General features: G+C 49.6%; 23 protein-coding genes and 1 other RNA gene. 8 read left to right on the top strand and 16 right to left on the bottom strand.

Annotated features, from left to right (window positions below):
* Positions 1-8 precede the first annotated feature (8 nt).
* Together ftsL and rsmH are read right to left on the bottom strand one after the other, a co-directional pair.
* Positions 9-329 carry a cell division protein FtsL gene (gene ftsL / locus AACQ93_RS02235; protein ID WP_007464393.1) on the bottom strand — a complete coding sequence of 107 codons (321 nt, stop codon included), beginning with the start codon at positions 327-329 and terminating at the stop codon, positions 9-11.
* Entirely contained in the window at positions 326-1,273 is a 948-nt protein-coding gene (rsmH, locus tag AACQ93_RS02230) for a 16S rRNA (cytosine(1402)-N(4))-methyltransferase RsmH (RefSeq protein ID WP_064601859.1), read from the bottom strand. Before rsmH ends, ftsL begins: the two co-directional genes overlap by 4 nt.
* 699 nt (positions 1,274-1,972) lie before the next feature.
* Between rsmH and AACQ93_RS02225 the strand changes: the two genes are divergently transcribed.
* Complete coding sequence (locus AACQ93_RS02225) at positions 1,973-3,883, top strand: methyl-accepting chemotaxis protein (protein WP_064601857.1); 1,911 nt, start codon at positions 1,973-1,975, stop codon at positions 3,881-3,883.
* Between the two features lie 78 nt (positions 3,884-3,961).
* Here the strand turns inward: AACQ93_RS02225 and rnpB are convergent.
* Together rnpB and rsmI are read right to left on the bottom strand one after the other, a co-directional pair.
* Positions 3,962-4,347, bottom strand: an RNA gene (rnpB, locus tag AACQ93_RS02220) — RNase P RNA component class A.
* Positions 4,348-4,484: 137 nt separating this feature from the next.
* Positions 4,485-5,345: a 16S rRNA (cytidine(1402)-2'-O)-methyltransferase gene (gene rsmI, locus AACQ93_RS02215; RefSeq protein WP_007464387.1), complete on the bottom strand. Its 861-nt coding sequence runs from the start codon at positions 5,343-5,345 to the stop codon at positions 4,485-4,487.
* Positions 5,346-5,511: 166 nt separating this feature from the next.
* On the opposite strand from rsmI, the gene AACQ93_RS02210 reads away from it, so the two are divergent.
* Genes AACQ93_RS02210 through AACQ93_RS02195 form a run of 4 tightly spaced genes read left to right on the top strand, consistent with a single transcriptional unit; the run spans position 5,512 to position 8,724 of the window.
* The gene (locus AACQ93_RS02210; protein WP_232323272.1) at positions 5,512-7,233 is read left to right on the top strand and encodes a penicillin-binding protein activator; all 1,722 of its coding nucleotides are present in this window, start codon (positions 5,512-5,514) and stop codon (positions 7,231-7,233) included.
* On the top strand, positions 7,211-7,585 hold the full coding sequence (locus tag AACQ93_RS02205; protein WP_064601853.1) for a YraN family protein: 375 nt from the start codon (positions 7,211-7,213) through the stop codon (positions 7,583-7,585). Before AACQ93_RS02210 ends, AACQ93_RS02205 begins: the two co-directional genes overlap by 23 nt.
* Positions 7,586-7,588: 3 nt before the next feature.
* A complete protein-coding gene (locus tag AACQ93_RS02200) occupies positions 7,589-8,179 on the top strand; it encodes a phosphoheptose isomerase (RefSeq protein ID WP_007464381.1) in 591 nt (196 codons plus the stop codon).
* 2 nt (positions 8,180-8,181) lie between these two features.
* Positions 8,182-8,724 (top strand): BON domain-containing protein, encoded by a 543-nt coding sequence (locus AACQ93_RS02195; protein WP_007464379.1) that lies wholly within the window; start codon positions 8,182-8,184, stop codon positions 8,722-8,724.
* 81 nt (positions 8,725-8,805) lie between these two features.
* Here AACQ93_RS02195 and sspB read toward each other — a convergent pair whose 3' ends face one another.
* The 8 genes from sspB to zapE all read right to left on the bottom strand — a co-directional run bounded on the left by sspB (position 8,806) and on the right by zapE (position 15,228).
* Positions 8,806-9,318 carry a ClpXP protease specificity-enhancing factor gene (gene sspB / locus AACQ93_RS02190; RefSeq protein ID WP_007464377.1) on the bottom strand — a complete coding sequence of 171 codons (513 nt, stop codon included), beginning with the start codon at positions 9,316-9,318 and terminating at the stop codon, positions 8,806-8,808.
* A gap of 2 nt (positions 9,319-9,320) precedes the next feature.
* Positions 9,321-9,959, bottom strand: coding sequence for a stringent starvation protein SspA (gene sspA, locus AACQ93_RS02185; protein ID WP_007464375.1), 639 nt, complete (start codon positions 9,957-9,959; stop codon positions 9,321-9,323).
* 85 nt (positions 9,960-10,044) lie between these two features.
* A complete protein-coding gene (locus AACQ93_RS02180) occupies positions 10,045-10,782 on the bottom strand; it encodes a cytochrome c1 (protein WP_064601851.1) in 738 nt (245 codons plus the stop codon).
* Entirely contained in the window at positions 10,779-12,044 is a 1,266-nt protein-coding gene (locus AACQ93_RS02175; RefSeq protein ID WP_064601849.1) for a cytochrome b, read from the bottom strand. Before AACQ93_RS02175 ends, AACQ93_RS02180 begins: the two co-directional genes overlap by 4 nt.
* Positions 12,044-12,634, bottom strand: coding sequence for a ubiquinol-cytochrome c reductase iron-sulfur subunit (gene petA / locus AACQ93_RS02170; RefSeq protein WP_007464369.1), 591 nt, complete (start codon positions 12,632-12,634; stop codon positions 12,044-12,046). The genes AACQ93_RS02175 and petA overlap by 1 nt, the downstream gene beginning before the upstream one ends.
* 375 nt (positions 12,635-13,009) lie before the next feature.
* Entirely contained in the window at positions 13,010-13,402 is a 393-nt protein-coding gene (gene rpsI, locus AACQ93_RS02165; RefSeq protein ID WP_007464367.1) for a 30S ribosomal protein S9, read from the bottom strand.
* 15 nt (positions 13,403-13,417) lie between these two features.
* Entirely contained in the window at positions 13,418-13,846 is a 429-nt protein-coding gene (gene rplM / locus AACQ93_RS02160) for a 50S ribosomal protein L13 (protein ID WP_007464365.1), read from the bottom strand.
* Between the two features lie 275 nt (positions 13,847-14,121).
* The gene (zapE, locus tag AACQ93_RS02155) at positions 14,122-15,228 is read right to left on the bottom strand and encodes a cell division protein ZapE (RefSeq protein WP_064601847.1); all 1,107 of its coding nucleotides are present in this window, start codon (positions 15,226-15,228) and stop codon (positions 14,122-14,124) included.
* A 213-nt stretch (positions 15,229-15,441) separates the two neighbouring features.
* Between zapE and zapG the strand changes: the two genes are divergently transcribed.
* The 3 genes from zapG to degS all read left to right on the top strand — a co-directional run bounded on the left by zapG (position 15,442) and on the right by degS (position 18,660).
* Positions 15,442-15,864: a Z-ring associated protein ZapG gene (zapG, locus tag AACQ93_RS02150; protein WP_064601845.1), complete on the top strand. Its 423-nt coding sequence runs from the start codon at positions 15,442-15,444 to the stop codon at positions 15,862-15,864.
* 135 nt (positions 15,865-15,999) lie between these two features.
* Positions 16,000-17,367, top strand: coding sequence for a Do family serine endopeptidase (locus tag AACQ93_RS02145; RefSeq protein ID WP_064601844.1), 1,368 nt, complete (start codon positions 16,000-16,002; stop codon positions 17,365-17,367).
* A 222-nt stretch (positions 17,368-17,589) separates the two neighbouring features.
* Complete coding sequence (gene degS, locus AACQ93_RS02140; protein WP_064601842.1) at positions 17,590-18,660, top strand: outer membrane-stress sensor serine endopeptidase DegS; 1,071 nt, start codon at positions 17,590-17,592, stop codon at positions 18,658-18,660.
* 58 nt (positions 18,661-18,718) lie between these two features.
* Here degS and murA read toward each other — a convergent pair whose 3' ends face one another.
* The 4 genes from murA to mlaC are packed head-to-tail and all read right to left on the bottom strand — an operon-like array spanning position 18,719 to position 21,212.
* Positions 18,719-19,975, bottom strand: a complete 1,257-nt coding sequence (murA, locus tag AACQ93_RS02135) for a UDP-N-acetylglucosamine 1-carboxyvinyltransferase (RefSeq protein ID WP_064601841.1) — start codon at positions 19,973-19,975, stop codon at positions 18,719-18,721.
* A gap of 10 nt (positions 19,976-19,985) precedes the next feature.
* Positions 19,986-20,243 carry a BolA family iron metabolism protein IbaG gene (gene ibaG / locus AACQ93_RS02130; RefSeq protein WP_064601840.1) on the bottom strand — a complete coding sequence of 86 codons (258 nt, stop codon included), beginning with the start codon at positions 20,241-20,243 and terminating at the stop codon, positions 19,986-19,988.
* Between the two features lie 20 nt (positions 20,244-20,263).
* Positions 20,264-20,575 (bottom strand): STAS domain-containing protein, encoded by a 312-nt coding sequence (locus tag AACQ93_RS02125; protein ID WP_064601839.1) that lies wholly within the window; start codon positions 20,573-20,575, stop codon positions 20,264-20,266.
* Positions 20,568-21,212, bottom strand: coding sequence for a phospholipid-binding protein MlaC (gene mlaC / locus AACQ93_RS02120; RefSeq protein WP_064601837.1), 645 nt, complete (start codon positions 21,210-21,212; stop codon positions 20,568-20,570). The genes AACQ93_RS02125 and mlaC overlap by 8 nt, the downstream gene beginning before the upstream one ends.
* Positions 21,213-21,217: the final 5 nt, after the last annotated feature.

Here is a 21,217-nt window from a genome sequence, read left to right as displayed (position 1 = left end):
CAAATCTCTTACTGCACGACGACTTCACTGTCTACGGAAGGACGTTTCATCTCCAACTCCTTCTCTGCCAGCCGTTCAATCCGACTGTGCTCCGCAAGTGAGTTTTCTTCCAGAATCTGGTTCCGCCATTCGATGTCCAACTGATCCCGTTCGATCAACAGTTGCTCCTGCTGAGCAATTAACTGTCGGGAATGATGGGTGATCAAAACAACACCCAGGGCAGAAATAAGCACCAGAACCAACAGGATCAACGGCACCCGGCCAACCGACACGAGATCCCGTGCGATCTGGCGGGCAAGGTTGTCAGTTGGTTCCGGTACTGAATTCATAGACGTTCAGCCAGACGTAATACTGAGCTACGAGAGCGGGCATTGCCGCCAATTTCACTTTGTGACGGTTTAATCGCCTTACCAACCGGCTTCAGTGCCGCAGAACCAAGTGCTTTAATTTGATCTTCAGTCAGAGGCAAACCAGCTGGTACTTCTGGTCCTTTACTCTGCTTACGGATAAAACGCTTCACCATACGGTCTTCCAGCGAGTGGAAACTGATCACTGACAAGCGACCCTCTGGAGCCAGTACGTTCAATGCACCATGTAGTGCTGTATCAATTTCTTCCAGCTCACTGTTGATGTAAATACGGATAGCCTGGAAACTACGGGTAGCCGGGTGCTTGTGCTTATCACGGAACGGCGAGACTTCAGCAATCAGTTTTGCCAGCTGAAGAGTGCGAGTCAGCGGTTCATTCTCTTCATTTTCACGATAAGCCACGATGCCACGGGCGATACGCTTAGCAAAGCGCTCTTCACCAAACTCTTTCAGCACCCAGGCGATATCATCGGCATCCGCTTCAGCCAGCCATTCAGCCGCTGATACGCCGGATGTCGGATCCATACGCATATCCAGCGGACCGTCACGCATAAAGCTGAAGCCGCGCTCTGCATCATCCAGCTGAGGCGACGATACGCCCAGATCCAGTAAAACACCATCAACACGACCAATCAGATCGCGTTCTTCCATGTATTTTTCCATACCAGAAAAAGGACCGTGGATGATAGTAAAACGCGGATCATCGATTTTCTGTGCTTCGGCAATAGCCTGCGGGTCGCGGTCGATACTGTACAGACGGCCATTTTCACCCAGTTGTGACAAGATTAAACGGCTGTGGCCACCTCGTCCGAAAGTACCATCAATATAGATACCATCAGGTTTGATCGCCAGACCATCAACAGATTCGTGGAGCAGAACGGAAACGTGCTCAAATTGTTCAGACATAGAAATAAATTCAGCTGTTATGTAGCTCACCAGGAACGCACAGTTGCAAATGCAGCCCCGGTTGAAAAAGTGTGTATTTAAAGGAGGAGATTGCCTGCCAACGAAAGGCTTTAAGCAATAAAGCACACATGTTTATCGTTACTAAACAGCTTATCCCGCAAAATCCCACCGCAAAGTGTACGTATGAGACAAAAAAGTTGTCAAGCAGGAGGTCTGCTTTCTGACAAACAAATGATATTGCCGGGCGCAGATTTAGTTTTGATATTAAAAAGATACGACAATAGTAATTAAATTTCCGCTGTTTTAGTCAAATCTCTGTCATACCAATATCCAGAAATAACCGTTGTGTACTTTTTCAATATCGATAAAAACCTTCATGTGTTTACATTGATATTTAATTCACCATCTGATTTTACCAACTTCACAATATGGAAATGCAGGCATTTCCTTTTTGATGATTGTGTCGATACAGTCTCGGTTTGAACAAAAAACGCACTATATTCTCTGGCACCTAATACTGAGGAATATGCTATCGGGTGTCCATGATAAGTCGCAGAGCAATGCTTCAATCAGGTGATAGCCACGCATCAATCTTAATAATAACAAATAGTGCACCACAAACTGTCAGTCCATCCTCCTCTTTTCGATAGCAATCTTCAGACATCGCCACGTCATTCAGTCAAACCATAACAGGAGTATATGGTGAAGCTCACAATAAGAAATAAAGCTATCTTGGCAACAGTCATTGCCGCCTTGGTGATCATTACCACGATGGGAACCTATTCCTACCATTCAAGCTGGAACATTCTTATCGACAAAACCTTCCACCGCGAACTGCCTGCAGTAATGGGAGAAGTAAGTAATGATTTACATGCCCAGCTCACCGTACCGGTTACCGCCTCGCAAACTCTCGCCGTTTCACCTCTTTTCACTCAATACACAAGCCAAGCTGCAACAGAGGAGATTGCCGCCTTCCTGGCTGATGTAAAGCAGGAGTTCGGCGCGATTAGCGCTTACTTTGTCTCTGCCGATGACCATACCTACTATTATCCTGAAGGTGTACTAAAAATCATGAACCCAGCGAATGCCAGCGAACAGTGGTTCTATCAATTCATTCGCTCAAATAAGCCCTTCGAGCTGACCATTGATACCGAAGGGGCAACAGGGATACCGACCCTGTTTGTCAATTATGCCGTGCTCAGTAATGGCCGCCGGATCGGAGTAGCTGGCATAGGGCTGACACTCGACAGTATTGCAGAGCTGATCAGCCAGTACCGAATTGGTGACAGCGGTATTGTCTTTCTGGTCGACGGACAAGGCATCATCAAAGCCCACCCGCAAAAACAGTTTATTGGACAATCACTCGCAGATTTGGGGATCCGCGATTACCAGTCCCTGCTTAACACTAACACCCCAACGGTGCTGGAAATCGATATCGAAGGCAATCCACAGGTCATTGGTGCCAAAGCGATGCCATCTATCGGCTGGACACTGATCAGCCAGGTACCCAGAAAAGAAGTAATGGCTTATCTGGACAGCTTCAGCCTGAATATGATCCTGATGGCACTGGCTATTGCGGCTGTTTTCATTCCCGTTGTAGCCTGGTCTACCAACAAGCTGCTCTCACCTTTTGCCCGGGTGGCGCAACTACTGGAAAATATCGGCCGCGGCGGTGGTGACCTAACCCAGAGGCTGGATGATGCGCGACATGATGAAGTCGGCCAGATAGCCAAAGGTTACAACCAGTTCGTTGAATACCTTAGTGGCCTACTACAGAACGTCTCTGAGACAGGTAAGGAGATCTCAGACTCCATTGAGAACGTCAATCAACTGGCCAGTTCAATGGAGCAGGAAATCAAGAACCAGACCAGCCAGATTGAACAGGTTGCAACAGCTGTCCACGAAATGGGGGCCAGCTCAGATGAAGTCGCACAAAGTGCTGACGGTGCTGCTGCCAGTGCAAAATCTGCCACTCAAGCCATTGAAACCGGTCATCAGTCAGTGACAGCAACTCTGGCCAGCGTCGAGAATATGAATCAACAGCTGAGCAGTACTAACGAGGTTGTCACTCAACTGGTTCATGATGCCGGCTCTATCGACACAGTTCTTGACGTGATCAGCAGCGTTTCAGAGCAAACCAACCTGCTGGCGCTCAATGCCGCGATTGAAGCCGCACGAGCCGGTGAGCAGGGACGCGGGTTTGCTGTGGTGGCAGATGAAGTCAGAACCCTGGCGTCGCGAAGCAAGGAGTCGACCGAGGAAATTCGCCAAATCATAGAGAAACTGCAACAGCGCACGGATGCTGTCGTCAATGCACTGACCACCAGCCTCGAACTGGGTAAAAGCTGCCAAAATGAAGCCACCCAGTCAGAACACCAGCTCACAGCCATTTCCGTTAGCGTCAATGAAATGAATGCCATCAACATGCAGATCGCCTCTGCGACCAGCCAGCAATCCAATGTGGTGAATGAAATATCCCCTCACGTTGCCAGCATTGCTGACATTGCTCATCAGAGTGACAACATGGTTGAACAGACTGCAAGTGACTGTAACCAGCTAAAACAAAAAGCTGATCAGCTAACCAGTCTGGTTAGCCAGTTTAAGTTTTGATGTTCAGAAATAACATTCAAAGAAGAAAGGATTAAAACAAAAACGGCCTCACACGAATGTGAGGCCGTTTTCTTGAAAGTGGTGAGTTGGCCGATAAGCCGGGTTCTGTCCCGCTTGCGCGGTGGTAACCATTCCTCTAGGCCTGCAATCGCTCACAGGCTCAAGCAACCTACCCGTCCCCAACGCGGGCCACGCCATTAGGGACCTATTTGGTCTTGCTCCGGGTGGAGTTTACCGTGCCACGAACTATTACTAGCCGCGCGGTGCGCTCTTACCGCACCCTTTCACCCTTACCTGTGCCATTCCGAAGAACGGCCATCGGCGGTTTACTCTCTGCTGCACTGGTCGTAGGCTTTCGCCCCCCAGACGTTATCTGGCACCCTGCCCTGTGGAGCCCGGACTTTCCTCCCCCTCGTCAGTCTCCCAAAGGACATCAACGAGGCAGCGGTTACCTGGCCAACTCAGGCGACGGATTGTATAGGACTTGGTTCACAGTTACCAGTGAAAATTCCTACAACATTCCGATACGCCTGAAAATAAAGCAATTGCGCATAAGTCTGGAAGGCTGACACCAACGCAAGAGCTTGCTCAAAACCTCAATTTAATCGAGATTCTCAAGTCCCCACTTATACAGCGCATTCTTCTTGACACCGTGGATCTCTGCTGCCAGTGCCGAGGCCTTTTTCAGCGGCAGCTCCTTTGTCAGCAGCGCGACAGTACGCAACGCATCTGCAGGCAACTCATCTTTCTGAGCTCGGTGACCGGCCACAAGCAGCACCATCTCTCCCCGGATGCGATTACTGTCCTCACCCAGCCATTCAATCAGTTCACCCAGAGGTGCGCCATGAATAGTTTCATAGGTTTTGGTCAGCTCGCGAGCCAGCACCACCTGACGTTCGGCACCAAGCACTTCCAGCATATCAGCCAGTGAATCCATGATACGGTGCGGAGACTCATAAAAGATCATCGTGCGTTCATCATTAGCCAGTTCCTGGAAACGATCTTTACGCCCTTTGCTCTTCGGCGGCAGGAACCCTTCGAAACTAAAGCGGTCTGATGGAAGGCCAGCACCACTCAATGCAGTAATTACTGCACAAGGGCCAGGAAGAGGAACAACTTTGACACCCGCCTGACGGCAACGGTTAACAAGATGGTATCCTGGATCGCTGATCAGCGGCGTACCCGCATCAGACACCAAAGCGATGCTGGTACCTGCTAACAGCTTCTCGATCAAATAATCAGCTTTTTGCTGCTCATTGTGATCGTGGAGCGCAAAGGTGCGGGTTGAGATAGAGAAATGTGTCAACAAGCGTGATGTATGGCGTGTATCTTCTGCGGCAATTAAATCCACATTAGCTAATACATCCAATGCGCGCTGCGTGATGTCAGCTAAATTGCCGATTGGTGTCGGAACGATGTACAAAGTTGCGACATCTACCGCGCATGAATTGGTCTCACTCATTTGTCTAAGATCTCATCTGCAATTAATATAGAGAGTAATTTGTCACAGTTGAATAAAATCAATGCTCAATTTTACCCATAAGCGTAAAAGTGTATCACGACTGTTAGCGCCTGTAGCCCTCGCTTTGATATTAGCGGGCTGTTCTACGCCTACCCAACAACAAGTTGTGAGCGCTGATATTACCGCTGCCGCCACCGACAGCGCTGCAAATTATCTGCTCAAAGCCGAGTCGAGTGAAGGCACTCAAAGCATCGATTGGCACATTCTTGCCCTCAAGGCAATGATCAAGGAAGGTCAATGGATACAGGCTGAGCAACAAGCCAACCGTCTGGGACGAATGACAATGAACCCGCTCCAGATGGCGGAATGGCAACTTGCCCGCGCAACTCTGCGCTACCAGCAGGGACAGCCTCAACCGGCTCTGGAAACCCTGAACTTCCAGCCATGGTGGACCCTAGCTGACAGTCAGTATAAACGCTACCACATGCTGCGTGCCGAACTCCTGAGCCAAACAGGTCAGTCTTTCCTGGCTGCCCGCGAACGAACCGCGCTGGATCAGTTCCTGGCAAACGAACAAAAAGCGGCCAACTGGCAAAACCTGTGGCGTGATATCGCTCAGTACAACAATAACCAGTTACAGTCTGCAACTTTAGACAGTGATGAAACCGTGCTTCGTGGCTGGGTTCAATTGGGCATTCTGAAAAACACCTATTCCCAGCGTCCGGGTAAACTCAAGGCGATGGTCGAGGAATGGCTGAGCCAGAACCCTTATCATCCAGCCAACCAGTACCTGCCAGCCGAGCTGCAGGCCATCATGGAGCTGGAAATCCCCCAGCTGAATAATGTCGCCCTACTGCTGCCACTGAGCGGACGTTTCGAAAACTCAGGCAAAGCGGTCAGAGATGGCTTCATCAATGCCATGCTGGATGATACCGGCCGCGATGCCGACACCGAGCTGACTATCTATGACACCGAGGCCGAACCAATCAGCGCGATCCTCGGCAAACTGGAACAAGATGGTATTGAGCTGGTGATTGGCCCGCTACGCAAAGAAAAAATCACTGAATTCCAGCGCAGCAACGGCACCAATATCGCGATGCTGGCCCTCAATGAGCCGGAGCAACTGTCGATGACTCAGGCCAACGCCTGTTATTTCTCATTGTCGCCGGAACAGGAAGCCGAACAGGCAGCCCAACACCTGTTTGCCAAAGGCCATCAATACCCAATGGTATTGGCTCCGGGAAATGACTTCGGCCAGCGTGTGAGCAGTGCTTTCATCGAACAATGGCAGCAACTGACCGGTAAATCTCCGGCAATCAGCAGCTTCAGTTCCCGTAAGCAGATCCAACAGCAAATTGCGACAGTATTCGGCCTGACTGAAAGCCAGTCCCGCATCAATCAAATGAAACAGGTGCTGGGTATTGATTTGGAAGCCCAGCCACGCAGCCGCCGTGACACGGATGCCGTTTACCTGATTGCCAATAAGACAGAGCTGACCCTGCTTAAGCCATTTATTGAAGTAGCTATCAACCCGGATATCCAACCGCCTAAGTTGTATGCCAGCTCACGCAGCAATCCTGACAGCAGCAACTTAAATGAATTACGCGGTATTGAATTCAGCGATATCCCGCTGCTGGTTGATGCCAACCATAACTTCATGGCGCGATATAATGAGCTGTGGCCAAACGCCCAGAACAAAGATATCCGCCTCCATGCCTTCGGGATGGATGCCTATAAGATGATTGCCGAACTACCGCAAATGCGCGTCGTCGACAATTACTCAACCTCGGGCAAAACCGGTCGCCTGAGTATTGATGATGAATGTGTGATTCAACGTCAGCTCAGCTGGGCTATTTTCTCCGGCAATGGTATTGAACCCGTTCAATAAACGCCGGCAGGGGCAAGCCTATGAGGCCATGGCGGAGCAATTTCTGCACCGCCATGGCCTTGTTCCTGTTTGCCGTAACTTCCAGTGCCGAGGCGGCGAGCTCGACCTGATCATGCGTGATGGCCGCTGTTGGGTATTTGTCGAAGTAAAATTTCGCCAGCGTAACCATTACGGTTCTGCCGCCGAAGCGGTAAACTGGCACAAACTACAGAAGCTGAAGCGAGCTGCTCTGTTTTGGCTTCAGAAACAAGGCCTTTCGGCCGAACACACTGAATTTAGGTTTGATGTCGTAGCCATTGAGGGACACGAGCACCAAATTGAGTGGTTAACCAATGTCTTAGTTGAAGGTTGAACCATGCTAGAAAGCATCAAAGAAAGCTTTACAGAAAGTATTCAAACCCAGATTGCAGCCGCAGAAGCCCTGCCGGATGCAATCTCTCAGGCTGCCCAGCTGATGGTACAGAGCCTGCTTAACGGCAATAAGATCCTTTGCTGCGGTAACGGTGGTTCTGCGGCTAATGCCCAGCACTTTGCTTCCTGCCTGATTAATCGTTTTGAAACCGAGCGTCCGAGCCTGCCAGCTCTGGCTCTGACAGCAGATACCGCGACCCTGACGGCCATCGCTAACGACTATCACAACGATGAAATCTTTTCTAAGCAGGTCCGCGCGCTGGGCCAGAAAGGCGATATCCTGTTTGTTCTGTCAACCAGCGGCAACAGTAAAAACATCATCAAAGCAATAGAAGCGGCCCTGACCCGCGACATGACCATTGTCGCCCTGACCGGTAAAGACGGCGGTGAAATGGCAGGACTGCTGGGCATACAGGACGTCGAAATCCGTATCCCGTCTCAGCGCACAGCCCGCATTCAGGAAGGTCACCTACTAACGGTCCACTGCCTGTGTGACCTGATTGATAAAGTCCTGTTCCCGCATCACGAAGGATAATGATGAAACTCTACCGTGTTTTGCTTGTTGCCCTGCTACTGATTCTTCAAGGCTGTTCAATGCTGTCCCCGTCGGATCCACGTACGGCTAAGCAGCAATGGCTTGATCAGCAAATCGAGATGGAAGTCGGTGGCATTGCCAATAAACCACCTTTCCTGCAGCAATCCCGTATCAATGCTTTTGCTCTCGAAGGTAAGGTGCTGCTGGTCGGCCAGGCAGTTGATCAAGCTACCCGACAACAGCTGGTGGACAAAGTCCGCACATTGGCAAATGTAGAAACGGTTTATGATCAAGTTCAGATCCGCCCACTGCCACAACTTAGCGAAGTCAGTAAAGACAGCTGGATCACCACCAAAGTAAAATCACAGCTGATTGGCAGCAAGAAGCTCACCGATGTTTCGGTTTCAGTCGTCACGGAAGCACAGGAAGTTTTCCTGCTCGGTTATGTTACCCGTGAACAAGGAAATATTGCCGCCGAGATCGCACGAAACGTCTCAGGGGTGAAGAAAGTAGTGAAGGTATTCGAGTATCCGCAATCACAATAACCATGCGAATAGCAAGCAAGATAAACCTGTTAGAGAATTGCAGCCCAAAAAGAAAAACGCAGCCGGATGGGCTGCGTTTTTTTATTTCACGACACGAAGGCTTGGTCGGCCACGAGGACGCGGCGGCTCATCATCTGGGCCGTTGTCATCATCGTTATCAACAACATCAGCGACCGGAGATAATGGCTCACCAGTCACTTCAGAAAGACCACCCATGCTCTCTTCTTCATCATCGATCACTTCGATGTCTGCCATATCAGCAGCATAAGCCGGCTCCGGCTCAAACATAGTTCCAGCACCGTTTTCACGGGCATAGATTGCCAATACCGCATAAAGAGGAACAATTACCGAGTGCGGGCGACCGCTGAAACGAGCGTTGAAGCTGATAGCCTCATTACCCAGTTCCAGGTTTCCAACCGCACGAGGAGCAATGTTCAGCACGATCTGGCCGTCGCTGACAAACTCCATCGGTACTTTCACGCCCGGTAGTGTTGCATCCACCACTAGATGAGGGGTCAGGTCGTTGTCGACCAGCCAATCATAAAATGCGCGCACCAGATAAGGACGGCGCGGCGTCATTTTGTCCATATCCATTCTTATTGACCAGCAAGGCGCATTTCGCGCTCAGCTTCTGTCAGTGAAGCCAGGAATGAATCACGCTCGAAAACACGAGTCATGTATGCTTTCACTTCTTTTGCACCAGCACCGGTCAGTTCGATACCCATTTCAGGCAGGCGCCATAATAGCGGTGCCAGGTAACAGTCAACCAGGCTGAACTCTTCGCTCATGAAGTATGGGAACTCAGCAAATACAGGCGCCAGCGCCAGCAGCTCGTCACGTAGTTGTTTACGTGCCTTGTCTGCTTCTTCTGCAGTGCCGTTATTAACTTTCTCTGCCAATGTGTACCAATTACGCTCAACACGGTACATCATCAGGCGGCTGTTACCACGGGCAACAGGGTAAACTGGCATTAGAGGTGGGTGAGGGAAACGCTCATCCAAGTATTCCATAATAATGCTAGACTGGTACAGAGCAAGTTCACGGTCAACCAGAGTTGGAACCGTATGGTACGGGTTTAGATCTTTTAGGTCTTCAGGCAGGTTATTTGGATCAACCAGCTCGATTTCAACACTAACACCCTTTTCTGCAAGTACAATACGCACCTGATGGCTGTAGATGTCCGAGGCATCAGAATACAGAGTCATCACAGAGCGTTTATTGGCAGCAACAGCCATTAACCCCTCCAGTATACTTAAATACACAAAAAGCAACGGGGGCTTGGGCCCCCATTGCGAGATACTAACCCACTAGATTACCCGATCAGTGGACATCACGCCAATACTCTTTCTTCAACAGTAATGTTAGTACAAAGAATATGACGATAAAGCCCATCACCCAAAGACCCAGACGCTGACGTTCCAGCTTCACAGGCTCGGCTGAATATTCTAGGAAGTTAACCAGATCGCGAACTACTTCATCATACTCTTCTTCATTGAGCTCACCTGTCCCATCCGACCTGATACCGACATATTCCTGCACTTCTTCCCCGTCAACCAAGCGGGTTTCATACACTTTAGCCGGTACTCCCTGAAGCTCTTCCAGTACATGCGGCATACCCACACTCGGGAATACCACGTTGTTTACGCCAAATGGCCTGCTTGGGTCGGCATAGAAGGAGCGCAGATAGGTATAAAGCCAGTCAGTTCCACGAACCCGGGCCACCAGAGTCAGATCCGGAGCCGGCGCACCGAATGACGTTGCCGCATAATCCGTTGAAATCGCATTAGTCATCAGATCCCCGATCTTGGCATTGGGGTCAAAGATCATGTGCTCCTTCATCAGATCTGCCGGGATACCCAAGTCAGTAGCCACCCGCTCATAACGTTGGTACTGGGTAGCATGGCAGCCAAAACAATAGTTCATGAAAGTCTTGGCACCGCGCTGCAGCGAAGCTTTATCCGACAAGTCGTTATTGGCCTCATCCAGCGGTACCGATACGCCCGCCGCCATAGTCAGAGAAGGCAGCAGTGCAAATAGCATTACAATCCACTTCTTCATTTGAATGTCACCCTCTCTGGTAGCGGTTTGGTTGCTTCATTCTTGCTATAGAAGAACAGCAGCACAAAGAACATGAAATAACCGAAGCTGAAAATCCGCGCCAATATGGTATAGGTTGGCGTGGCCGGCAACGCGCCCAGAATTCCTAATGCAATAAAACAAACAGTGAACTGAACAATATTGATCAAGTGAATTTTGCTGCGATAACGGTAAGAGCGAACCTTACAGCGATCCAACCAAGGCAGCAGGAATAGCACTACAATCGAGGCTCCCATCGCTATAACACCGAGCAACTTATCCGGCACTGCACGCAAGATGGCGTAAAACGGGGTGAAGTACCATACCGGCGCAATATGCTCAGGCGTCTTCAGCGGGTTAGCTGCTTCAAAGTTAGGTGGCTCAAGGAAGTAACCGCCCATTTCCGGATTGAAGAAAATGACATAGCTGAACAAGAAGGCGAAGACAGCTATACCGACCATATCCTTCACCGTACCGTACGGATGGAACGGGATGGAATCGATAATGTCGTACTTCTTGCTGTAATACTTATGGAATGGGAACTGGGTTTTGTAGCCCTCCCCCTTAGTACCTTTTGGTAGCTTGGTTTCGATACCGTCCGGGTTGTTCGAGCCCACTTCATGCAAAGCCAGAACGTGCAACACCACCAGCAGCAACAGCACAATCGGCAGGGCGATCACGTGCAGGGCAAAGAAACGGTTCAGGGTTGCACCGGAGATCACATAGTCACCACGGATCCAAAGGGTCAGATCATCGCCGATCACCGGAATTGCACCGAACAGAGAAATGATTACCTGTGCCCCCCAGTACGACATCTGTCCCCACGGCAGCAGGTAGCCCATAAAGGCTTCAGCCATCAGCACCAGGAAGATCAGCATACCGAACAGCCACAGCAGTTCGCGCGGCTTCTGGTATGAGCCATAGATCAGGCCACGAAACATGTGCAGATACACAACAACGAAAAATGCCGATGCGCCAGTAGAATGCATATAACGCAATAACCAGCCGTATTCGACATCACGCATGATGTATTCAATTGAGGCAAACGCCCCGTCACCCGACGGCACATAGTTCATGGTCAGCCAGATCCCGGTAAGGATCTGATTCACCAGTACCAGCATGGCCAGAGAGCCAAACAGATACCAGAAGTTAAAATTCTTCGGCATCGGGTATTCAGATAAGTGCTTCCGATAAGCGTTCATCATCGGAAGACGCTTTTCAATCCATCCGAGTAAAGCTTCCATTAGGCTGTCTCCTCATCTACACCGACCAGAATGGTGTTGTCATCCAGGAACGTGTGAGGTGGAACCACCAGGTTCAGTGGCGCAGGAACCCCGGCAAAAACGCGGCCGGCCATATCGAATTTGGAACCATGGCACGGGCAGAAGAAACCGGCTGTAATGCCGCTCACCTGCTCGTTGAAGGTATCTGGCAGATAGGTAGGGGAACAGCCGAGATGGGTACAGATCCCCACAGCCAAAAAGATCTCAGGCTTAACCGAACGATATGGATTCTGGGCATATTCCGGTTGCTGCGGCTCCTCCGAGGCAGGATCCCGAAGCTGACTGTCATGACCATCCAGTTCACTCAAAACGGCTTCACTTCGACGTACGACCCAGACAGGTTTACCACGCCACTCGACGCGAACCATCTGGCCATCTTCCAACTTACTGATATCAACTTCGACTGGGGCACCGGCAGCCTTCGCCCTGGCGCTCGGATTCCATGATTTGATAAAAGGCACGGCCACAGCGACTGCACCCAGGCCTCCGACAACTGAAGTCGTGGCAGTCAGGAAGCGGCGTCGACCATTACTTACAGGCGCATTGCTCATCCAACATTCTCCCATGTGCTCCCGCTCTGGAATTATTATTATGTCCCTTGGCGTCCCTGGAGCTTACGGCTAACTTTCAATGAAAGAAACAACAGGTTAGGTCAATCAAAAACTGCTGCTTATCGCGCCAAATGATAAATAAAACCCCACATTTTGACAAGATAAAGCTACTTTTCTTTAACAAATGTGAGAGGTATGTTCTTTTTGTTTCAACTTTGAGTCACATTTCAAAAAGACAGGGAAAAGCAGGATTAGGAAGAGAAGAAATAAGGATAACAAACTCGGCATGTTGTTATCAGCAGGACAAAAAAAAGCCCAACCCGAAGGTTGAGCTTTTCTGTACACAGTATCCAGAATAAATTCTGGCAGCGTAAATTAACGCTTAGAGAACTGTGGACGACGACGTGCTTTACGTAGACCAACTTTCTTACGTTCAACGCGACGTGCGTCACGAGTAACGTAGCCAGCTGCACGTAGAGCAGGACGTAGAGTTTCATCGTACTCCATTAGAGCGCGAGTGATACCGTGACGGATAGCGCCAGACTGACCAGTGATACCACCACCTTTAACAGTGATGTACAGGTCAAGTTTTTCAGTCATTTCAACTAGCTCAAGAGGCTGACGAACAACCATGCGAGCAGTTTCGCGACCGAAGTACTCTTCGATGCTGCGCTTGTTGATTACGATGTTACCAGTACCCGGCTTAATGAAAACACGAGCAGCTGAGCTTTTGCGACGGCCAGTGCCGTAGTATTGATTCTCTGCCATTGTCATCTTCCCCAATTAGATGTCTAGAACTTTAGGCTGCTGTGCAGCGTGGTTGTGCTCAGTACCTGCGTAAACTTTCAGCTTACGGTACATAGCACGGCCTAGAGGACCCTTAGGAAGCATGCCTTTAACAGCAGTTTCGATAACCATTTCTGGTTTCTTAGCGATCAGCTTGTCGAAGCTGATAGACTTCAGACCACCAATGTAGCCAGTGTGGCGGTGGTACATCTTGTCAGTACGCTTAGCGCCAGTTACCGCAACTTTCTCAGCGTTGATAACTACGATGTAGTCACCAGTGTCAACGTGCGGAGTGTATTCCGGCTTGTGCTTACCACGTAGACGAGATGCGATTTCAGTTGCTAGACGACCAAGAGTTTTACCTTCAGCGTCAACAACGTACCAGTCACGTTTTACAGTTTCTGGTTTAGCAACGAAAGTTTTCATGCTAATTCTTACCCAAAATTAATTAGTTTCACTTCACTGGAGCAAATTGCTCCATTCTGTACAGAGCCCAGTCATCACCCCTTCGAGTGGTTGGCACTCCCGGCTTTTGCCGTTACAGGTACGGTGGGTCGCAAGATTATAGGGAAGGGTGGAGAAAAAATCACCTTTTTTTCAAAAAAAATTGAGATTTTTTCTCTTTATCGTAATTTGCCAGGAAAGTGGTGTTTTTTCATGACTCTTGAAGCCACAAACTGGCCCTTTTCTCACCAGAAAATCTATGCCAGATGAGGGCGAGCCAAGTAATCATGACTTTGCATTTCGATAAGCCGTGAGCAACAGCGCTTGAATTCAAACTCCAGCCGCCCTCCTTGGTATAGCTCGGCCACTTCTGACTCTGCCGACATGATCAGTTTGACGTTGCGTTCGTAGAATTCATCAACCATGGCAATAAAGCGCCGCGCCGCATCATCGTCTTTCTCCCCCATCCTGCTCACACCGGAAACCAGCACGGTATGGTAAATCCGGGCAATTTCCATGTAGTCATTCTGACTGCGAGCCGTACGGCACAAGGTATGAAAACTGAAATGTACCACACCGTCAGCCTCATGGCGGGTCGGCAGCATCCGGTTATTTATATCGATTTCTTTATCATGGGTGCGCGGCTCAACGCTGAGCTGAGTGAAGTACTGCTCCAGATTGGCTTCAGCCTGTTTATCAAGCGGGAAATGGAAGATTTCAGCCTGCTCCAGTGTTCGCAGCCGATAATCGACGCCTGAATCGACATTGACCACAGTGCAGTGCTGGTGAATCAAATCAATCGCTGGCAGGAAACGAGCCCGTTGCAGGCCATTGCGGTAAAGCTCATCGGGCGGGATATTCGACGTCGCCACCAGGGTGATGCCACGCTTAAACAGCGCATCAAGTAGAGTGCCGAGAATCATGGCGTCCGTAATATCTGAGACAAAAAACTCATCGAAACAAATGATGTCAGTTTCGTCCTTGAAGCGATCCGCCACCAGCTCCAATGGATCAGACTGGGAGTCGAGCTGTTGCAGTTCCTGGTGCACCCTGTACATAAAACGGTGAAAGTGAATCCGCATCTTGCGCCCACGCGGCAGACATTCAAAAAACGTATCGACCAGATAGGTCTTGCCTCGCCCGACACCTCCCCAGAAATACAAACCTTTTACCGGTGTAATTTCAGCCTTTTGCTGCCTCTTAAACCATCGGGATAACAGGCTTTCCTTTGGCTTATACTCTGGTGGCGGCGCCAGCATGCGATGATAGAGTTCATCAAGGTGAGAGACGGCCATCGCCTGGGCGTTATCGGCCAGAAACCCAGGCTGCGCGAGATCCTGCTGATATTTCTGCTGTGGGGTCATTCCTTTGCACCACTCCTTTCTCTCCGTCTTTAGATCCAGATAGTATCATGGCAGCGTGAGTGCATGTATAGTATCTGTACATAACCGATTAATTGCCCATTATTCAGCACTGATTCATATTGCTGATATACAAAGAAACTGTAACGTCGGCTAAGACACCCTGACCATGCCGACCGACCAATTTGGTATTCATTAAGTCACAAGGAGTTTTTCATGACTTGGGTTTATGCGCTTCTTATTTTTGCTGCGGGTGCCATCGTAGGTGCTTTTGGCGCTCGTCTGGGTAACCAAAGCCTGAAACAACAAAAAGAGCTGAAGAAAGAGCTGGATAAATCAAAATACGAACTGGAACAATTCCGCCAGGAGTTGGTTGACCACTTCGCTTCAAGCTCTGAGCTGCTGGATAACATTGCCAAGGATTACAGTAAGCTGTATGAGCACATGGCAAAAACCTCATCCGAGCTGATGCCGAACCTACCGGAACAAGACAACCCGTTTTCCCGTCGTATAAGTTCACTGGAAGCGGTTCATACCGCGACCTCTAGCATTCAAGATCAACCGAGGGATTACGCCAGCGGCGCAACAGGCTTGCTGAAAGATGAAGCTGAACGGGTGGAAGAGCCTAAAGCGAGCTAATCGTCTTTTTTGTGGAACTAAACTCCGGTTTACGAGTCTGACCAATTACCTTCTACTTCTGCTGGTGATTGATTCATAAAGACTTATCGTCACCTTGGAATGGTATAACTACTCGTTAAACCGGAGTTTCAAAGAATGAAAAAAACTTTGCTTGTATTAAGTGCAGTGGCACTTGGCATCAGCTCAGTCATGGCTCCTGCCCCGGCAACTGCCGCGCTTCCACTAACAGTCAATAACCAACAACTGCCCAGCCTTGCACCAATGTTGGAGCAAGTCACTCCTGCTGTTGTCAGCATTGCTGTAGAAGGCAAGCAAGTATCCAGGCAGCACCTTCCCGAAACCTTCCGTTTTTTCTTCGGACCGGATTTCCCGACCGAGCAGCTTCAGGAACGTCCGTTCCGAGGCCTGGGTTCAGGGGTAATTATTGATGCCGACAAAGGCTATATCGTTACCAACCACCACGTCATCAAAGGGGCTGATACTATTCGGGTTCAGTTACACGATGGCAGGGAAATTTCAGCCGAGCTGATCGGCAGTGATGAAATGTCCGATATCGCGCTGTTAAAACTGGAAAAAGCGAAAGACCTAACTGCAATTAAACTCTCAGATTCAGACAACCTTCGTGTCGGTGATTTTGCCGTGGCGATCGGTAACCCGTTTGGTCTGGGCCAGACCGTGACCTCAGGCATTATTTCGGCACTGGGCCGCAGCGGACTGAATATTGAAAACTTCGAAAACTTCATCCAGACCGATGCCGCAATCAACAGCGGTAACTCAGGTGGCGCCTTGGTCAACCTCAACGGTGAGCTGGTCGGTATTAATACAGCCATCCTGGGTCCGAACGGCGGAAACGTCGGAATCGGCTTTGCTATTCCGGTCAATATGGTGAAAAACCTGACCGAACAGATCCTTGAATATGGACAGGTCAAACGTGGCGTCCTTGGTGTACAAGGCGGCGAACTGACATCAGAACTGGCAGAAGCCTTCGGTTACGAAACGAACCGTGGAGCCTTCATTAATCAGGTAATGCCGGACTCTGCGGCAGAAAAAGCAGGACTGAAAGCCGGTGATATCATAGTGTCCGTCAATGGTAAGGAAATCCGTAGCTTTAATGAACTCCGTGCCAAGATAGCAACCCTGGGCGCTGGTAAAAAAGCCACTCTGGGTATCATCCGTGACGGTGACGAAAAGACTGTCAATGTCGTGCTGCAGGAATCCAGCCAGAACAAGGTGAAAGCAGCCAAGCTTCATCGCGGCCTAACCGGAGCTGAGTTTGCAAATACTACAGCTCAAGATGGCGTGAAAGGCGTCAAGGTAACCAATATTGATGAAAAATCCATGGCAGCCCGTTATGGCCTGCAAAAGGGTGACATCATCCTTGGCCTGAACCGCCAGCCAATCCGCAACCTGGGAGAACTACGTAAAGCGCTGGATCAACAGCCAAACGTCCTGGCCCTGGAGATCAAACGCGGAAGCAATATTCTGTACCTAATCATCCGCTAATCAAAAAGCCTGACCGGGCCACAGCGGCCCGGTTTATTACCTTCACTTCTTATTTTTTGCCCGCAAAATTTAGCTTTCTCCCCAAAGTTGAAGCAAGCCGCGCCACAGCCTCTAAGTCCTTTGTTCTGTTTGGTATCCCGACGCTGAAATGATATCCTCATCCGATTATCTTAAGAAAATATGATCAGCGGACTTACGTAATTTCGTTTCAGGGGTATATGCATGCTGGCTTTTATCAGTCGATCCATTCTGCTTGGCGTCGTCACGGCTGTTGCTTTGCTTGCAGTTTTTCCTGAACTCCGCAACGGAATGATCGAAACGCCGGTGTCGTTAAATCCCATCGAGACACCTCAGACCCAGATATCTTTCAACTATGCTGTCCGACGAGCCTCTCCTGCCGTCGTCAATATTTATAACCGCCGCTATGATGCCAATGACCGACTAAAACTCAGCACCCAAGGGCTGGGCTCCGGGGTGATCATGAGTGATAAAGGCTACATAGTGACCAACTACCATGTGGTAGCCGAAGCCGATCAGGTTATCGCCGCCTTGCAGGACGGTCGGATCTTTACCGCCCAGCTGATCGGTAAAGACCGCCGCACAGATATTGCAGTTCTTAAAATCCAGGCAGAAAACCTACCGGTGATCCCGGTCAACCAGGATTACAAAGCCGCAGTCGGCGATGTTGTCCTGGCGATAGGTAACCCATACAATCTTGGTCAGACAACCACTTACGGTATCATCTCAGCTACCGGACGTGCCGGCATGAGCTTCTATGGTCGTCAGGATTTCCTCCAGACCGACGCCGCTATCAATGACGGCAACTCAGGCGGCGCACTGGTCAATACCCGGGGGGAACTGGTCGGGATCAATACCGCTTCTTACCAGCAGGCAACAGATATTGAAACATACGGGATCTCCTTTGCGATCCCTTATGAACTGACGCTGAAAATTATGAACAAACTGATCGCTGACGGTCGGGTGATCCGTGGTTACATCGGTATTGAGGCAAGGGATATTAACCCAGTAATGGCCCGCTTATATGATGCTGACCAAATCAGCGGGATCATTGTTATAGGTATGGATCCAAGCGGCCCGGCGGCTAAAGCCGGTTTCCAGGTACAGGATATCCTGATTGAAATTAATGATAAGCCCGTGACTGATCGCCGTAATGTACTGGATATTGTGACCGAGCTTCGTCCCGGCAACTACGTCAACATGAAAGTACTGCGCAATGGCAAGCCGGTTACTCTCTCGGTACTGATTGCAGATGAGCCGAACCGCTATCAATAAGTACCGGAAAGCGAATTCAAGACATAAAAAAACCAGCCCGAAGGCTGGTTTTTTTCGATTAATCTTCGAAGCGTTCTATCTTCATGCCAAGGGCACTGAATTTATCTTCGATTTTTTCATAACCACGATCAATGTGGTAGATACGATCAACGACCGTTTCACCTTTAGCAATACTACCGGCAATCACCAGGCTTGCTGATGCTCGAAGATCCGTAGCCATCACTTCAGCACCGCTCAGACCGTCTGTATCACCACAAATAACGGTATTGCCTTCAATCTCCGCATGGGCTCCCATACGAATCAGCTCTGGGATATGCATAAAACGATTTTCAAAGATCGTTTCAGTAATAATCCCAGTGCCCTTAGCAACCAGGTTCAACAGAGAGAACTGCGCCTGCATATCGGTCGGGAAACCAGGATGTGGTGCGGTACGGATATTCACCGCATTCAGCTCTCGATCAGTCATATCTAGGCTGATCCAGTCTTCACCGGTTTCGATCTTAGCGCCGGCTTCTTCAAGCTTGGCCAATGCCGCTTCCAGCAGAGAAGGCTTGGTATTGCGGCACACAATCTTGCCGCCGGATACTGCAGCAGCAACTAGGAATGTGCCAGTTTCAATACGGTCAGCCACCACTTCGTGGTAACCACCACCTAAACGTTCAACACCTTCAACTGTAATAGTGTCAGTGCCGGCACCGGTAATTTTTGCGCCCAGTGCATTCAGGAAATTAGCCGTATCGACAATTTCAGGCTCACGGGCAGCATTTTCGATCACGGTCGTACCGTCAGCCAGAGTTGCGGCAGACATAATCGTCACTGTCGCACCGACACTGACTTTGTCCATCACGATGTGAGCACCTTTCAGGCGACCATCAACCGTAGCTTTCACATAACCTTCTTCAAGGGTGATCTCTGCACCCAACTGCTCTAGGCCATGGATGTGCAAGTCAACTGGACGGGCACCGATCGCACAACCGCCAGGCAGAGAAACCTGACCTTCACCGAAACGAGCCACCAGCGGACCAAGAGCCCAGATAGAAGCTCGCATTGTCTTCACCAGCTCATAAGGCGCACAAAAGTTATTCACGCCACCGGCGTCAACATGAACAGAACCGTTACGGCTTACTTTAGCGCCTAGGCGCTCAAGCAACTCCATGGTTGTGTCAATGTCACGCAACTTAGGGACATTAGCAACTTCAACCGGCTCTTCAGCAAGCAAAGAAGCAAACAAAATCGGCAGTGCCGCATTCTTGGCACCGGAGATTGAAACTTCGCCGCACAGCGGGCCACCGCCCTGGATTCGAAACTTTTGCATTATCAACCTCTTAAGACAGTGACATCAGCTTTTTGTCACGAGCCCACTCTTCCGGCGTAAATGTCTTAATGCTTAACGCATGGATGTCGTTAGCCGCGATATTCGCCATCAGCGGAGCATAAATTGTCTGCTGTTTCTTCACACGGCTCATACCTTCGAAAATGGCACCAACAGCAATCACTTCGTAATGGCTGCCATCACCTTTCACAATGATTTCATCAAGCTCCAGAGCATTTTCCAGAATTTGTTTAATTTCAGAGAGTTCCACAAGCTATCCTCTTTCGCTGCTCAATCTGTACAAGCAGCTAACATTGATTCGACATGGCTCAGGCGTAGCAACGTTTTAAGCTGCCCCGGTACATTCAATAATACCAGCTCGCAACCTTTGCTGCGCAGCTGCTGATACACATGAAGCAACATCACCATACCGGCTGAATCCACCCGAACTAAAGCAGACAGGTCCAGCGTTACCTTGGCATCCTGTGGCATCCATTCATGTCGTTGCTGCCAAAAAGCTGGAACTGTGTCACGATCCAGTTCCCCTGACAAGCAATAATAGCCATTTTTCTGAACTCGCCACTCAATCTTTGGCTTATTCATTATTTTTTTCCTCACGACGAATCGGTTTCGCCGCAAGTTGTTTCAGGTTCGCCGTTACAGCATCAACACCTTCGGTTCGCAACTGGCCGCTCCACTCACTCTGCTTGGTAGAGATCATGCTGACGCCTTCGGCAACCATATCGTAACCCTGCCATTCATTAGTCTTCTTATTCTTGCGTAGTTTGAAGTCCAGGCGAATTGGCGGACGCTTGGTGTCCAGAATATCTACGCGAACTGAAACGATTGAGCGATTTGCTGGTACATTTTTACGAGGCTCAATCTCGATATCCTGATCAGTGTACTGAGTCAGCACCTGAGCGTATGAAGCCACCAGGTAATCAGTAAAAGCCGCAACAAAATTGTTACGCTGCTGCTTCGATGTTTTCTTCAGCTGAGGGCCCAATACCTTATACGCCGCGTAGCGGGTGTTAATATAAGGCAGTAACTCTTCTCTCACCACATCACGCAGTACCTCAGGATTATTCTGAATCTTAGGTTGCTCTGCTTTAAGGCGAGCAAAGGTCATTTGCGAGACTTCTCGCATCATCAGGTAAGGATCAGTTTTATCAATAGTGGCCGCTTGAGCAAACAGCGGCAATGACAATAGCATCAACAATATATATCGAACGAATTTCATCACAT

This window comes from Photobacterium sp. J15, from assembly GCF_963870815.1.
In the GTDB taxonomy this organism is placed as follows: Bacteria; Pseudomonadota; Gammaproteobacteria; order Enterobacterales; family Vibrionaceae; genus Photobacterium; species Photobacterium marinum.
This window is presented reverse-complemented; position numbering and strand designations above follow the sequence as displayed.